The organism is Xanthomonas sp. D-109 (assembly GCF_017746095.1).
Taxonomy (GTDB): domain Bacteria; phylum Pseudomonadota; class Gammaproteobacteria; order Xanthomonadales; family Xanthomonadaceae; genus Xanthomonas_A; species Xanthomonas_A sacchari.
This window is the reverse complement of record NZ_JAGHWV010000023.1, coordinates 117,177-131,111: the sequence shown is the minus strand read 5'-3', so window position 1 is coordinate 131,111 and position 13,935 is coordinate 117,177. Positions and strand designations below refer to the sequence as shown.

Sequence of the window (13,935 nt, the reverse complement as noted above, 5' to 3'; positions counted from 1 at the left end):
GAGCTCAGGTTGGCGATGGTGGAGGTGAAGCGGTTCTGGATCGCACCCATGTCGGCGCGCGAGGAGTTCACCGAGGTCAGCGCGTTGTCGATGATGCTCAGCGCCTTCTGTGCGCCCTGGAAGGTGGAGATGTCCACGTCGGCCAGGTAGTTGGTGGTGCCGGCGGTGGCAGCGGCGCTGGCGGCGATGCCGGCGTTGCTGAAGGTGACGCCGGTGGCGCCGGTGGCGCTGCCCGCGGTGAACGAGAAGTCCTGGCCGCCCTTGACCGATTCCAGCTTCAGCGCGCCGCTGGTGCTGTCGACCGAGGCGTACACGCCGGTCTGGGCCAGCTTGTCGTTGATCGCCGAGGCGATCTTCTTGGAGATGTCGCTGCCGACGTCGCCGACGGCCACCGAGACCGAGGCGATGGTGACGCCGTTGACGACCATGCCGGAGAAGCTGCCGCTGGCGGTGGCGGTACCGGAGGCCAGGGCGGCCGAGCCGGTCTGGGTGGCGGCGAAGCCGGCCTTGCCCAGCGAGGCGGCGCTGGCGTTGACGATGCTGTTGATGCCGATGGTCTGGCCGGCATCGGCGCCGACCTGGAACAGGGCGCCGGAGAAGGAGCCGTCCAGCAGCTTGGTGCCGTTGAAGTTGGTCTGGCTGGAGACGCGGTCGATTTCCGAGGCCAGCTGCTTGACTTCCGAGTTCAGCGCGCCGCGGTCGGTGGTGGAGTTGGTGGCGTTGGCCGACTGCACCGCCAGTTCGCGGATACGCTGCAGGTTGTTGCCGATTTCGACCATCGCGCCTTCGGCGGTCTGCGCCAGCGAGATGCCGTCGTTGGCGTTGCGCGAGGCCACGTCCAGACCACGGATCTGGGTGGTGAAGCGCTCGGAGATCGCCAGGCCGGCGGCGTCGTCCTTGGCGCTGTTGATGCGCAGGCCCGAGGACAGGCGCTGGATCGTCGTCGCCAGGCTGGTGCTGGTGGTGTTGAGGTTGCGCTGAGCGTTCAGCGACATTACGTTGGTATTGATGACCTGTGCCATTTTGATATCTCCTCTAAGCGATTTGTCCGGCAACCGGTTGGTGCCTGGAGTCTCCGCAGGGGGCCATCAATTTGGCCAGTGCGGCTGGTGATATAAGTAACGGCGACAGGCGCGCAACCTTTAGCGATTTACTGCAGAAAATTTGCCGTTCCAGCGATGCGCAAAATACCTGGAACACCGCGGAGAGCCTTTCTCGGCCGCACTTCGACAAACTTTAGGGCTGCCTGCGCGTTGTCTACTTAGCCAGCGGCGATGGCGGTCTTTTGTATAACGGAAAAGGCCCGGAGGCGTCGCCGCGCTCCGGGCCTTTTGGTATATCCGGTATATCGGCTGTTTAGCCGAGCCGGTCGAACAGCGACATCTTCTGCATCTGGGTGAAGATGGTCTGTGCCGCTTTCAGCGCCGACTGTTCTAACTGGTACTGGGAGATGGCCTGGGCGTAGTCGAGGTCGCGCAGCGAGGACAGGGTGGTCTTCAGGGTGACGTCGTTGGAGGCGCGCAGGTCGGTGGCGTTGTCGATCGCCGCGAGCTGGGCACCGCCGGCGGCGCGCGCGTCGATCAGCTTCGACGAGGCCTGGGTGATGTCGCGCATCGACGATTGCAGGCCGTTCTGCAGCGCCGCCTTGGCCGTCGGAGTGATCGGATCGGTATTGAGCAGGTTGACCAGGTTGCTGATGGTGGAGAACACGTCCTTGGTGGTCGATGGACCGATCTGGAAGCTGTCGCCGGCCGCGGGGGCGCCGTCCACGCGCATCTTCAAGCCGGGCAGGCCGATGCTCTCTCCGGCGGCGTAGGTACCGGTGTTGACCACCGTGCCGCTGCTGTCGCGCACCTCGTAGGTGGTGGCCGCGGTGAACACCACACTGTAGCTGCCGCCGTTCCAGGCGCTGCCGGAGCTGTCGCGGCTGAAGTCCAGCAGCAGACCGGTACCGGTGTTGCCAGCGGCCGCGTGCGCGTCGACGGTGCCGTCGCCGGTGGGCACGCGCATGAAGATCTCGCTGCCGGGAAGGGTGTCGGAGACTTTGGTATCCGGCGCGACCTCCACGCTGCGCTGGGTCTGGTTGCCGCTGTAGACCACGTTGCCGGAAACCACCGCGAACGGCGCGGAGTCGTCGGCGGTGCCGCCGAACAGGTAGCGGCCGGCGCCGTCGGTGCTGTTGGACAGGCTCAGCAGGCTGTCGTGCAGGGTCTTCAGTTCCGCAGCGATGGCCTTGCGGTCGGGGGTGGTCAGCGCCGAACTATTGGCTTCCACCGTCAGATCCTTGACCCGGGCCATCAGGTCGCCGGCCTGCGACAGCGAATTCTCCTGCAGGTTGAGCCGGTTCTGCACGTTGGTGGCGTTGTCGCCGAAGCGCGCCAGCGCCGCCACCGTGCGATCCAGGCTGACCGCGGTGCCGGCGGCGACCGGGTCGTCGGCCGCGCTGACGATGCGCTGGCCGGTGGAGAGTTGCTGCTGCAGGTGCGAGATGGTCGCCTGCTTGCCGAGCATGGTGTTGAGCGACTGATTGAAGATCATGCCGCTGGAGATGCGATTGCTCATCGGACCGCGCTCAGGATGGACTGGAACAGGGTGTCGGCGGTGGAGATCAGGCGCGATGCCGCCTGGTAGGCCTGCTGCAGCCGCAGCATGTCCGCCGCTTCCTCGTCGAGGTTGACGCCGGACAGCGAGTCGCGCGCGTCCTGGGCGCTGCTCTGGATCACGTCCTGCGCGTCGGCCGCGTACTTTGCCTGGCGCGCCGCCGAGCCGACCGTGGTGGTCAGGCCGGCCACCGCGCCGTTGAGGGTGATGGTGCCGCCGTTGAACGCCTTGGCATCGTCCAGGTTGGACATCAGCAAGGCATTGCCGTTGTTGCTCGAGCCGACCCCGGTCGGGCCCACCGCGAAGCTGTCGCCGGCGGACGGGACGCCGTCCATGGTCAGGCTCCAGCCGTTGGCGCTGATGGTCTGCCCGGCGGTGTAGGTCTGCGGCGCGCCGCCGTTGATCGAGTAGTGGGTGGAATCGATGAAGGCGATGTTCGCCGGCGTCAGCAGGTTGGCGTTGCTGGCGTCGGTCGCGGCGACGTTGCTGACCTTGCCGGTCCCCAGGTTGCTCAGCGTGGCGCTGGCCTGGATCGGCGTGGCCGCGGCGATGCGCGAGGGGTCGGTGATGGCCACGGACAGCTTGTTGATGGCATTGGCGGTGGGCTGCAGCAGGAACTTGTCGCCGCTGGCGGCGGTGCCGGACACCTGCAGGGTCACGCCGTTGACCACGAACGGGTCGGCGCTGGTGCCGGAACCGGTCATGGCGACGCTGGCGCCGGTGTCGGCGCGGCTGGCGTTCCAACTGGTGCCGTTGTAGGTCAGCAGCAGGTTCTGCCCGTCGAGCTTGCTCAGGTCGCTGACGCTGGCGGTGAAGGCGGCCGTGCCGGTGTTGGCGCTGTTGCCGACCACGGTCGGCGGCGGCAGATTGAAGAAGTCGCCGCCCATCTGCCCGTACAGGTCCATGCCGGCGTGGTGCTGCGCGTTGTAGCTGCTGGCCAGGCCGGTGGCGATGCGGCCGAGTTCGGCCTTGGTCGGATCCAGGACGGTGCTGCGGAACTCCAGGAAGCCGCCGATCTGCCCGCCCAGCGCCTTGCTGTCGAGCGGCGTCGAGCCGCCTGGCGTCTTCAGCGCGATCTGCAGTTTTTCCGGCTGGTACGGATCGGGGCTGGTGACCAGGGTCGAGGCGTTGGTGCCGACCACCATCGCCTGGCCGCCGGAGGTGTAGACGTTCATCATCCCGCCGTCCTGCTGGATGACGCTGCCGCCGGTGTAGCCGATCAGCTGGCTGATCATCTGGTCGCGGCGGTCGAGCAGGTCCGGCGCAGCGGCGTTCGCATTCGAGCCGATCTGGCCGTTGAGCTTGGCGATCTCGGTGGCCAGGCGGTTGGCTTCGGCGGTGCCGGCCAGCAGGCCGTTGTTGACCTCGCTGCCGAGCGAGTCGAGCTGGCCGTTGAGCTGCTTGAAGCGGGTCACCAGCGAGCTGCCGGCGTCCAGCAGGTTCTGCCGGTTGGCGCTGGCCGAGGCGTCGGAGGACAGGCCGCTGGTGGCGTCGAAGAAGTTCGACCACTGCCCGGCGATGCTGGTGGCCTTGTCCGAGAACAGGCCGTCGACCCGGCTGGACATGCTGGAAAGCTGCTTCAGCCGCGCGACTTCGCCGGTGCTGTCGAACAGGCGCGAGATCGCCAGCTGGTCGGCGACGCGGGAGACGTCGGTGATCTGGGTGCCGTTGCCGATGAACTCGCTGCCGTACTGGCTGGGAACCGTGGTCGCGAACGTCGTCCGCTGCCGGCTGTAGCCGTCGGTGTTGATGTTGGCGACGTTGTGGCTGACCGTGGACAGGGCCCGCTGGAAGGCGAGCAGGGCGCCGGTACCGGTGGAGAGGATGGACATGGGCGGCTACCTCAACGGCGCACGAGGCCGGACGAATCGACGGTGCTGGCCAGCACGCGCTCGATGCCGCCGGCGGCGGCACTGCCGATCGCGGCGACCGCGCGACCGATGGTCGGGCCGCCGGCGATGGCGGCGATCTTGGCCGCGTAGGCCGGGTCGGTGGCGTAGCCGGCGCGCTGCAGGCCCTGGGCGAAGCCGCGGATGTCGGTGCCGGCCTTCAGCGCCTGCTGGTAGCGCGGATTGGTCTTCAGCAGGCGCACGTAGTCGGCGAAGCTCTCCGCCGGCGAGGAGTAGGCGCGGAAATCGGCGGTCTGCGACTGCTTGACCCCGTCCACGTACTCGTGGGTGCCGGTGGTCACGCGATCGCCGTCCCAGCCGGTGGCCTTGATCCCGAACAGGTTGTTGGAACTGGCGCCGTCGCCGCGGGAGATGCCGCGGCGGCCCCAGCCGGTTTCCAGCGCCGCCTGCGCGACCAGGGCGCGCGCGTCCACGCCCAGTTCCTGCGCGGCCTTCTGCGCATGGTTCCAGATCTTGGCGACGAAGCCTTCCGGGGTGCGCTCGCCGAGGCTGGCCGCGGCGGCGTTGGCGGCTGCGGCGGCGCTGGGATCGATGGCGGTGCTGCTGTCGGCCGACGCCTGCACGTTCGACCAGCGGTCGTCGGCACCGGCCCAGGACAGGCCGGCGCTGCCGTCGGCCGGGCTGCTGCCGATGGCCTGGTGCATGGCGCTGCTCTCGCGGCCGGCGATCATGTCCAGCACCTGCTGCTGCGGGGAGGCGGTCGCGTCGGTGCCGCTCCACGGGCCGACGCCGGCGCCGGCCGCGGCACCGCTGGCGAGCGCGGCCTCGCCCTGCAGCGGCATCGGGCCATTGCTCGACTGGCCGGACACCAGCGAGTAGGCCTTGGCCGCCTTGGCGGCGTCCAGCGCGGTGTTCGGCGTGCCGGTCTCGCTCGTCTGCCCGCCGCCGAGCTGCTTGGCGATCATCGCCCGCAGGCCCAGCCCCTTGCCGTCGGTCAGGCCCTTGGCCAGTTGCTGGTCGTACATGTCGCGGAAGGTCTGGTTCTCGTTCGGGAACAGCGAATTGCCGAAGCTGGCCTCGCGCATGCTCTTGACCAGCATGTTGGCGAACTGCCCTTCGAGCTGGCGCGAGACCTTGTCGATCTTGGCCGGATCGTTCTGGGTAGAGGCGTGCAGGTCGAAGGGAGCGGCCGAGATACGCATGTCAGATCACCTCCAGCTCCGCGCTCAGGGCACCGGCCTGCTTGAGCGCTTCCAGAATCGCGATCAGGTCGCCAGGCGCGGCGCCGACCTCGTTGACCGCCCGCACGATCTGATCCAGCGAGGTGCCGCCCTCGAACTTGAACATGCGGCTGCCTTCGTTGGTGGCGGTGATGGTGGACTTGGGTGTGGCCACGGTCTGGCCGCCGCTCAGTGCATTGGGCTGGCTGACCTGGGTGCCTTCGCTGATGGTCACCGTCAGCGAGCCGTGCGAGATCGCCGCCGGGCTGACCCGCACCTGCGAGCCGATCACCACCGTGCCGGTGCGTGCGTTGACCACCACCTTGGCCGGCGCCGCGCCCGGCGACAGCTCGACGTTCTCGATGCGTGCCAGCAGGCCGATGCGCGCGCTCTGGTCGGTGGGCGAGCGCACCGCCACGGTGGAGCCGTCCACTGCATGCGCGCTGCCTGGGCCGAAGGTGCTCTCCAGCGCCGAGACCATGCGCGAGACCGTGGTGAAATCGGGCTGGTGCAGGTTCAGGGTGATCTCGCCGGTGTTGCCGAACACGTCCGGCAGCGCCCGTTCCACCGTGGCGCCATTGGGAATCAGGCCGACGCTGGGCACGTTCACCGAGATCCGCGAACCGTCCTTGCCCTGCGCGCCGAAGCCGCCGACCACCAGGTTGCCCTGGGCGACCGCATAGACCTGGCCGTCGGCGCCCTTCAGCGGCGCCATCAGCAGGGTGCCGCCGCGCAGCGAGATGGCGTTGCCGATCGAGGAGACGGTGATGTCGATGGTCTGGCCCGGCTTGGCGAATGCCGGCAACTGCGCGCTGATCGCCACCGCCGCCACGTTCTTCAGCTGCGGGTTGACGTTGGACGGCACGTTGACACCCAGCTCGCCGAGCATGTTCTTCAGGCTCTGCACGGTGAAGGGCGCCTGGCTGGTGCGGTCGCCGCTGCCGTCCAGGCCGACCACCAGGCCATAGCCGACCAGCGCGTTGTTGCGCACGCCGCCGACCTGGGCCAGGTCCTTGATGCGTTCGGCTGCGGCCGGGGCGGCCAGGCCCGCGCACAGGGCGACGGCGGCGAGCAGGCGGCAGGGCAGGGACAGGACGTTCATGGCGGGCCTCAGTAAGGCGAGATGCGCGAGTTGAAGAAGCGGCTCAGCCAGCCCATCGCGTTGGACTGCGCGACCGCGCCGCGGCCGCCGTAGGCGATGCGCGCGTCGGCCACCTTGCTGGAGGGAATGGTGTTGTCCGGCGCGATGTCGGCGGCGCGGACCACGCCCTGCACCTGCACCAGTTCGTCGCCCTGGTTCAGGCGCAGGTTCTTCTGGCCCTGGATCACCAGGTTGCCATTGGGCAGGCGCTGCATCACGGTCACGGTGATGCTGCCCTGCATGGTGTTGCTCTGCGCGGTGTTGCCCTTGCCGGCGAAGCTGCGGTCGCCGCTGGTGGCGTTGTTGAGGATGTTGGTGCCGTTGACGGTCAGCGGTGCGCCGAGCAGGGTCGGCGTGGCCATGGTCACCGCATCCTTCTTGCTGATGCTGGTGTTGGCGGTGCTGCTGGCGTTGGTGCTTTCGACCAGGGTGATGGTCAGCAGGTCGCCGACGTCGCGGGCGCGACGGTCCGAGTACAGCTGCAGGCCGGGGCCGGCGGCGTAGATCGCGCCGGCGGTGGGCTGTGCCTGCGGCGCCATCACCGGCGTGATCGGCGCCATCGGCGCGTACGGACGCACGTCGCCGGCGGCCACGCCCAGGCCGGCGCAACCGCCGAGCAGGACCGGCAGCAGCAGCGCGGCGGAGAAGGAGAGAGAGGACAGGCGCGACATGGCGGATTCCGGAGTCGAGGGGATCAGACGTTGTTGTTCAGATAGCCGAGCATGGAGTCGGTGGTGGAGATGGCCTTGGCGTTCATCTCGTAGGCGCGCTGGGTCTCGATCATGCTCACCAGCTCTTCCACCACGTTGACGTTGCTGCCTTCCAGCGCGCCCTGGGCGATCTTGCCGAGGCCGTTGAGGCCGGGCGTGCCGTTGGTCGCCGGGCCGGAGGCGGTGGTTTCCACGTACAGGTTCTGGCCCTGGGCCTGCAGGCCGGAGGGATTGATGAAGTCGGTCAGGGTCAGCGAACCGACCTGCAGCGCCGCGGCGCTGCCGGCGACCTGCACGCTCACCGTGCCGTCGGAGCCGATGGTCACCGACTGCGCGCCTTCCGGGATCTGGATGCCAGGCTGGATCGGGTAGCCGCTGTTGGTGACCAGCTCGCCCTGCGCATTGATCTGGAAGCTGCCGTCGCGGGTGTAGGCCGAGCTGCCGTCCGGCATCTGCACCTCGAAGAAGCCGCGGCCGTTGACCATCACGTCCAGGGCGCGGTCGGTCTGCTGCTGGCTGCCCTGCTCGAAATCCTTGGCGGTGGCGACCACGCGCACGCCGGTACCCACCTGCAGGCCCGAGGGCAGCTGCGTCTGCGAGGAACTGGCGCCGCCGGGCTGCCGCAGCTGTTGGTACAGCAGGTCCTCGAAGTTGGCGCGGTCGCGCTTGAAACCGGTGGTGTTGGTGTTGGCCAGGTTGTTGGAGACGACCGACATGCGCGTCTGCTGCGCATCCAGTCCGGTCTTGGCGACCCACAAAGCCTGATTCATGACCCGAGTTCCTCTGATGGTGGCCCCGGCACGACGCGCCGGGGGCGCAGGGAGTGATGCATGTGCCGTGCCAAACCGGCGCCGCTGGCGCCGAGGCGCGCCTTAGCCGTTCAGACGCAGCAGCGTGTTCGCCGACTGCGCGTTCTCGTCGCCGTTCTTGATGACCTTGACCTGCATTTCGAACTGGCGCTGCAACTGGATCATCTGCACCAGCGCGCCGGCAGCATCGACGTTGCTGCCTTCGAGCACGCCGGTCCGCAGCGAATTGCCGGTGGCGGGCGCAAAGGCCTTGGCCGGATCGTCGCTGACGTTGCGCATCAGACCGTCGGGCCGGCGGGTGAGCTGGTCCGCCGGCGCCTGCACCACCTTCAAGGTGGCGACGGTGCTCATCGCGGTGGGGGCTTCGCCCAACGGCACGATCGATACCGTGCCGTCGTTGCCGATCTCCAGCGACTGGTGCGGCGGGATCGACACCGGATTGCCCTGATCGTCGAGCACCGCATGGCCGCTGGCGGTGACCAGCTGGCCGTTCGGGGTCAGCGCCAATTCGCCGCCGCGCGTGTACGCCTCCTTGCCGTCGGCGGACTGCACCGCCAGCCAGCGGTCGGCATCCAGCGACAGATCCAGCGGATTGCCGGTCTGGTGCTGCGCGCCGACATCGCGGTTGAAACCCTGGTCGATGTGCAGCGCATCGATCCGCGACGGATAACCGGCGCCGGGAATCCGATACGCCTCGGTATTGGCCAGCGCCGCCTTGAACCCGGAGGTCTCGACGTTGGCCAGGTTGTGCGACACGGTGGCCTGCGCCTGCAGCGATGCGCGGGCGCCGGTCATGGCGACGTAGAGGGCTTTGTCCATGGGAGGGAACCGGGAATGGGGAATCGGGAATGGCGGAAAGCGGGAGGTCGGTGGCGGGAACCGCGTTCACGATTCCCGTTTCTCCATTCCCGATTCCCGGTGGTCGTCAACGCATATTGATGATCGTCTGCGTGACCTGATCCTGGGTCGAGATCACCTGCGAGTTGGCCTGGAAGTTGCGCTGGGCCACGATCATGTTGACCAGCTGCTCGGTCAGGTCGACGGTGGACGATTCCAGTGCGCCGGACTGCACGCTGCCGAAGTCCGAGGTCGCCGGCGAACCGGTGCGGGCGATGCCCGAGGCCGAGCTTTCCGCCCAGGCGTTGTCGCCGAGCGAACTCAGGCCCTGCGGGTTGACGAAGTTGGTCACCGCGATCTGGCCCAGCGCCTTGTCGGCGTTGTTGGAGTAGCGCGCGTAGACGATGCCCTTTTCGTCGATGCTGATCGAGTTGAGCTTGCCGCTGGCGTAGCCGTCCTGGGTCGCGCCGCGCAGGGCGAACGTTTCGCCGTACTGGGTGGACCCGAACACGTTCAGGTTCAGCGACAGGGTGCCGGCGCCGGTGGAGGGGGTGAAGGTGCCCAGCGCGATCTTGCCGTCGGCGGGGCTGACCAGCGCGCCGCTGTCGGAGAACTGCAGCGTGCTGGCACCGCCGGCGGCGACGCCGTCCACGTAGTTGTAGACGGTCCACTGGTTCGGCGTGGAGGTCTTGACGAAGTACGAGGTCTGCACGTGGGCCACGCCCAGCGAGTCGTAGACCGTGGTGCCGCCGCTGGAGTTGTTGTAGCTGTTGGCGTCGTTCGGATCGAACGTGGTCACCGTCGGCGGCTGGGTGTTGCCGGGCAGGGTGAAGGTCAGGTTGACCGTGCTGGTCTGCTTGGGCGGGCTGTCGGTGGTCAGCAGCTGCAGGTCGGTCAGGGTGCCGGCGGCGAAGCCGTTGCCGTTGCTCGCCGGCGGGAACACCTGCAGCCGCGCGCCCTGCGGATTGACCACATAGCCGTTGGCGTCGGTCTGGAAGTTGCCGGCGCGCGAATACACGCGGGCGCCGTTGTTGGACAGGGTGAAGAAGCCGGAGCCGGAGATGGCCAGGTCCAGGCTGCGCCCGGTCGGATCGATGGTGCCCTGCGAGAACTGCTGGGCGACGTTGCTGACGCGCACGCCCGAGCCCACCGCGTTGCGCGCCAGGCCATAGCCGTTGAGCGTGAACTGGTCGGCGAACTCGGCACGCGAGCCCTTGAAGCCGGTGGTGTTGGCGTTGGCGATGTTGTTGGCGGTGACGTTGAGGTCGGTATTGGCCGCCCTGAGGCCGGACAGCGATGTGTTGAAACCCATGGTGGACTCCTGTGGATGGTCGGCGCGGGATTAGCTGACGCGGAGGACGTTGGTCAGCGGCGTGGTGCCGAGCCCGGTCAGGTCGAGATAGATGCCGTCCGATCCGATGATGGCGCTCTCGACCGGCGCCTGGACGTAGGTGGACAGGGACAACTGGTTGCCCTGGGCATCGGTCTGCCCAGCGGTGATGCTGTAGCTGCCGGCCGGCATGCGCTTGCCGCTGGCGTCGGTGCCGTCCCAGGCGAAATCGAGCTGGCCGGCCTTGTCGGCGGTCAGGCTGATCTTCTTGATCGGCTGCCCGTTGGCATCGCTGACGGTGACGTCGACCACGCCGGCGGCCTTGGCCGCGACCAGGCCGCCGGTGCTGCCCTCGGCGGCCAGCGGCAGCGTCGCCGACGGCACCAGCACCTTGTGCCCGATCAGGTTGGCGCCGCGCAGCACCTGGTCGGTACTCATCGACGAGGACAGCGCGGTGACGGTCTTGTTGAGGTCGCCGATGCCCTGCACGGTGGACAGCTGCGCCATCTGCGCGACCATCTGGCTGTTGTCCATCGGCTTGAGCGGATCCTGGTGCTGCAGCTGCTCGGTCATCAGCTTGAGGAAGTCGGCCTGCTGCAGCGCCTTGCCGCTGGTGGTGCTGGTGTTGCTCGAGGCGCTCAGGCCCAGACTGGAATAGGTGGTGTCGGTGGAGCTGGTGACGCTGGTCATGGAAGCGGTCCTGGAACGTGACGCGGCGGAGGGAGGGCGGATCAGCGGCCCATGGTCAGAGTGGCCAGCGCCAGTTCCTTGGCGGTGTTGAGGACCTCCACGCCGGCCTGGTAATTGCGCGAGGCGGAGATCAGGTTGACCATCTGCGAGACCGGATCCACATCGGGCGAATAGATGTAGCCGTCGGAATCGGCAAGCGGATGGCCGGGTTCGTAGCGCTTGATCGGCGGTGCGTTGGTCGTCGCGATTTCCTTGACGTTGACCGAGGTCAGGCTGCTGTCGTGCGGGTTGCGCACCGCCTGGAAGATCGGCTCGATCGGCTTGTAGGCCGCCTCCGCCGAACCGGCCACCGAATCGGCATTGGACAGGTTGCTGGCGATGGTGCTCATGCGCACCGACTGCGCCTGCAGCGCGGAGCCGGCGACATCGAAGATCGGCAGATTGCTCATGCTTATTGGCCCGTGATCGCGGTGAGCATGGTGCGCACCTTGGACTCGATGAAGCTCAGCGACGCGCGGTACTCCAGCGCGGCGCGACCGTAGGCGGCGCGTTCGGCGTCCGGATCGACGGTGTTGCCGTCCATGCTCGGCTGGCTGGCGGCCCGGGTGACCTGGAACGGATTCAGGCCATCGCCGCCGACGGCGATGTGGCGGCTGTCGTCCACCGCGAGCTGGGTGCCCTCGCGCTGTCCCTGCGCCGCGCGCATCGCGGCATCGAAGTCCAGGTCCTGGGCCTTGTACCCGGGCGTGTCGACGTTGCTGAGGTTGCTGGCGATCAGCTTCATGCGCTGCTCGCGCAGCGGCAGGGCGTCGCCGTGGACGCCGAAATAGCCTGTGATCGGATTGGACATGGCACGATCCCGCGGTTCGTTGCCGAAACCACAGGCAAGGCGCGTGCCAAAGCCGGGCGCAAGGCCCGTGAGATCAGGGGGTTGCCTCGGGAGGCGGGAAGCGCCCGCGCGCTCTATTAGAACGTCAGGCAGGCCGCGCAGCCAGGCGCGGCGCGCGGGTCAGGCGGCCGCTTGCGCGGCCGCCGCGACCACCCGCAGCCGGGCCAGCACGTACTCGGCCAGCTCGTTGGGGCTGTACTTGGCGACGAAGGCGTTGGCGCCCACGCGCTCGACCATCGCGTTGTTGAACACGCCCGACAGCGAGGTGTGCAACAGCACGTACAGGCCGGACAGGCCGGCATGGCGGCGGATTTCCGTCGTCAGCGTGTAGCCGTCCATCGCCGGCATCTCGATGTCGGAGATCACCATGGCGTAGCGCTCGGCCGGATTCTCGCCGGCGGCGTGGATCTGCAAGAGATGGTCCAGCGCCTGGCGACCGTCCGAGAGCAGGGTCGCGGCCACCCCCAGCTGGTCCAGCACGCTGCGGATCTGCTGCCGCGCCACCCGCGAGTCGTCGACCACCAGCACCTGCAGCTGCGGGCCGGTGAGCGCCAGCGACGGGTCCAGGTTGGCCTCGACCCGGGTCTGGGCGATGTCGGCCAGCACGCTTTCCACGTCGATCACCTGGATCAGCTCGCCCTGGAAGCGGGTCACCGCGGTCAGGTAGCTGGACTCGGCGCCCAGTTCCGGCGGCGGATGGATGTCTTCCACCGCGATGTTGACGATGCGCTCCACGCCGCTGACCAGGAAGCCCTGCACCGAGCGGTTGAACTCGGTCACCACCAGATAGCCCGGCGCGGTGTCCGCGTTCGGCTCGCGTTCCGGGTGGCCGATGGCCAGGCCCAGGTCGAGCACCGGCACCGAGCGCCCGCGCACGTCGGCGACACCGGAGAATTGCAGCGGCAGCCCCGGCACCTGGAACAGCTCCGGCCGGCGCAGCACTTCCTGCACCTTGAAGACGTTCACGCCAAAAAGCTGACGACCGCCCAGCCGGAACAGCAGCAGGGCAAGCCGGTTGTGGCCCGCCAAGCGGGTGCGCTGGTCGATTCGGTTGAGAAGGTCATGACTCATGGCGTTCATATCGGCGCCCTCGCGGCGGAACTTGAGGGCGCGTCCCGCATCGGACGTTCGTTTTGCGGCACGGGCTTTGCATGGTGTCGGCGACCTTTCCGAGAGAGACGGCGATGCGCCCGATCCTATTGCTGGTCCTGCTGGCGGCGACGCCGGCCTGGGCCGCGGACTTCCAGTCGGTGGATTCGATCCGTGCCGCGGCGCTGTCCCTGGCCGGGCCCGACGCCGATGCCGAGGCGACCCTGGACCCGTCGGTCCGGGTGCCGCTGTGCCCGGTGCCGTTGCAGGCCCAGCCGACCGGGACCACCACCGTGGAGGTGAGCTGCCCGCGCGATACCGGGTGGCGGCTGTTCGTGCCGGTCAAGGTGCGGCGCATGCAGCATGTCCTGGTGCTGGCGCGCGGCCTGTCCGCTGGAGAAACCATCGGCGCGGCCGATATCGTCCCCGAGAAGCGCGACGCGGCGCGCATCGTCGGCGCCGCGATGACCGAGCCGGAGGCGGCGATCGGCAAGGTGGTGCGGCGAACCCTGCCGGCCGGCACCTTGTTGTCCGCCACCGACCTGGTCGCGCCGCGGCTGGTCCGGCGCGGCGACAATGTGGCGCTGGTGGCACGCAGCGGTGGCCTGGAAGTGCGCATGTCCGGCCGTGCATTGGGCGATGCGGGCGAAAACGAGCGGGTGACCGTCGAAAACCTGTCGTCCAAGCGCATCGTTCAGGGAACTGTGTCACAAAACGGCGACGTTTTAGTGACGCGCTAAGAATCCGGCTAAAGTTCTCCGACGCTGTG

The 13,935-nt window shown here is 68.2% G+C and carries 14 protein-coding genes; 1 reads left to right on the top strand and 13 read right to left on the bottom strand.

All coding sequences use genetic code 11. The features are described 5' to 3' along the window. From J7357_RS18335 to J7357_RS18275, 13 genes are all read right to left on the bottom strand, one after another. On the bottom strand, window positions 1–1,022 hold a 1,022-nt coding region (locus J7357_RS18335; RefSeq protein WP_209248669.1), incomplete at its 3' end, for a flagellin. Window positions 1,023–1,356: 334 nt separating this feature from the next. Then, window positions 1,357–2,562 carry a flagellar hook-associated protein FlgL gene (gene flgL / locus J7357_RS18330; RefSeq protein WP_209248667.1) on the bottom strand — a complete coding sequence of 402 codons (1,206 nt, stop codon included), beginning with the start codon at window positions 2,560–2,562 and terminating at the stop codon, window positions 1,357–1,359. After that, on the bottom strand, window positions 2,559–4,433 hold the full coding sequence (flgK, locus tag J7357_RS18325; RefSeq protein ID WP_209248665.1) for a flagellar hook-associated protein FlgK: 1,875 nt from the start codon (window positions 4,431–4,433) through the stop codon (window positions 2,559–2,561). The genes flgL and flgK overlap by 4 nt, the downstream gene beginning before the upstream one ends. Window positions 4,434–4,444: 11 nt before the next feature. Continuing rightward, window positions 4,445–5,653: a flagellar assembly peptidoglycan hydrolase FlgJ gene (gene flgJ, locus J7357_RS18320; protein ID WP_209248663.1), complete on the bottom strand. Its 1,209-nt coding sequence runs from the start codon at window positions 5,651–5,653 to the stop codon at window positions 4,445–4,447. A 1-nt stretch (window position 5,654) separates the two neighbouring features. Beyond that, the gene (locus J7357_RS18315; RefSeq protein ID WP_010341762.1) at window positions 5,655–6,773 is read right to left on the bottom strand and encodes a flagellar basal body P-ring protein FlgI; all 1,119 of its coding nucleotides are present in this window, start codon (window positions 6,771–6,773) and stop codon (window positions 5,655–5,657) included. A gap of 8 nt (window positions 6,774–6,781) precedes the next feature. After that, a complete protein-coding gene (gene flgH, locus J7357_RS18310; protein WP_209248661.1) occupies window positions 6,782–7,483 on the bottom strand; it encodes a flagellar basal body L-ring protein FlgH in 702 nt (233 codons plus the stop codon). Window positions 7,484–7,506: 23 nt separating this feature from the next. Continuing rightward, entirely contained in the window at window positions 7,507–8,292 is a 786-nt protein-coding gene (flgG, locus tag J7357_RS18305; protein WP_209248659.1) for a flagellar basal-body rod protein FlgG, read from the bottom strand. Window positions 8,293–8,394: 102 nt separating this feature from the next. Continuing rightward, window positions 8,395–9,150, bottom strand: coding sequence for a flagellar basal body rod protein FlgF (locus J7357_RS18300; RefSeq protein ID WP_010341757.1), 756 nt, complete (start codon window positions 9,148–9,150; stop codon window positions 8,395–8,397). Window positions 9,151–9,256: 106 nt separating this feature from the next. Beyond that, window positions 9,257–10,480: a flagellar hook protein FlgE gene (gene flgE, locus J7357_RS18295; RefSeq protein WP_010341756.1), complete on the bottom strand. Its 1,224-nt coding sequence runs from the start codon at window positions 10,478–10,480 to the stop codon at window positions 9,257–9,259. 30 nt (window positions 10,481–10,510) lie between these two features. Further along, a complete protein-coding gene (locus J7357_RS18290) occupies window positions 10,511–11,188 on the bottom strand; it encodes a flagellar hook capping FlgD N-terminal domain-containing protein (RefSeq protein WP_010341755.1) in 678 nt (225 codons plus the stop codon). Between the two features lie 41 nt (window positions 11,189–11,229). Beyond that, a complete protein-coding gene (gene flgC, locus J7357_RS18285; RefSeq protein WP_019800422.1) occupies window positions 11,230–11,637 on the bottom strand; it encodes a flagellar basal body rod protein FlgC in 408 nt (135 codons plus the stop codon). Between the two features lie 2 nt (window positions 11,638–11,639). Beyond that, window positions 11,640–12,038 (bottom strand): flagellar basal body rod protein FlgB, encoded by a 399-nt coding sequence (gene flgB / locus J7357_RS18280; protein ID WP_019800421.1) that lies wholly within the window; start codon window positions 12,036–12,038, stop codon window positions 11,640–11,642. Between the two features lie 159 nt (window positions 12,039–12,197). Then, window positions 12,198–13,148 carry a chemotaxis protein gene (locus J7357_RS18275; protein ID WP_160947292.1) on the bottom strand — a complete coding sequence of 317 codons (951 nt, stop codon included), beginning with the start codon at window positions 13,146–13,148 and terminating at the stop codon, window positions 12,198–12,200. Window positions 13,149–13,261: 113 nt separating this feature from the next. Between J7357_RS18275 and flgA the strand changes: the two genes are divergently transcribed. Beyond that, entirely contained in the window at window positions 13,262–13,906 is a 645-nt protein-coding gene (gene flgA, locus J7357_RS18270) for a flagellar basal body P-ring formation chaperone FlgA (RefSeq protein ID WP_019800976.1), read from the top strand. Window positions 13,907–13,935 lie beyond the last annotated feature (29 nt).